1 pseudogene is annotated in these 248 nt (G+C 53.2%); it reads left to right on the forward strand.

The annotated features are described in order from the left end of the window. A pseudogene (locus HBA93_RS22515) lies at window positions 1–248 on the forward strand (hypothetical protein); the annotation flags it as partial.

The raw sequence follows: 248 nt of genomic DNA on the forward strand, positions 1-248 counted from the left end.
TGATTGATCTTTCCACCCTTGGCGCTCCGAGCGTGATCAGGCCACTTGATCCAGAGCCGGTGATTGCTGCTTTCATTGCTGACTTGCGCGAACGCCTGCCGGAATGGCGCGGTGTCTTTGAGAGCGACGGATTTGTGAAAGTTTGCCAGAGCTGGACATATCGTCTGACACTGGAACAGCTTCTGCATAATGAAGACGCGCGTTCCATTCTACTGGCTTTTGCCAAGGGTGCTGATCTCGATCACCTT

It is taken from the genome of Ochrobactrum sp. SFR4 (assembly GCF_019730395.1).
GTDB lineage: Bacteria > Pseudomonadota > Alphaproteobacteria > Rhizobiales > Rhizobiaceae > Pseudochrobactrum.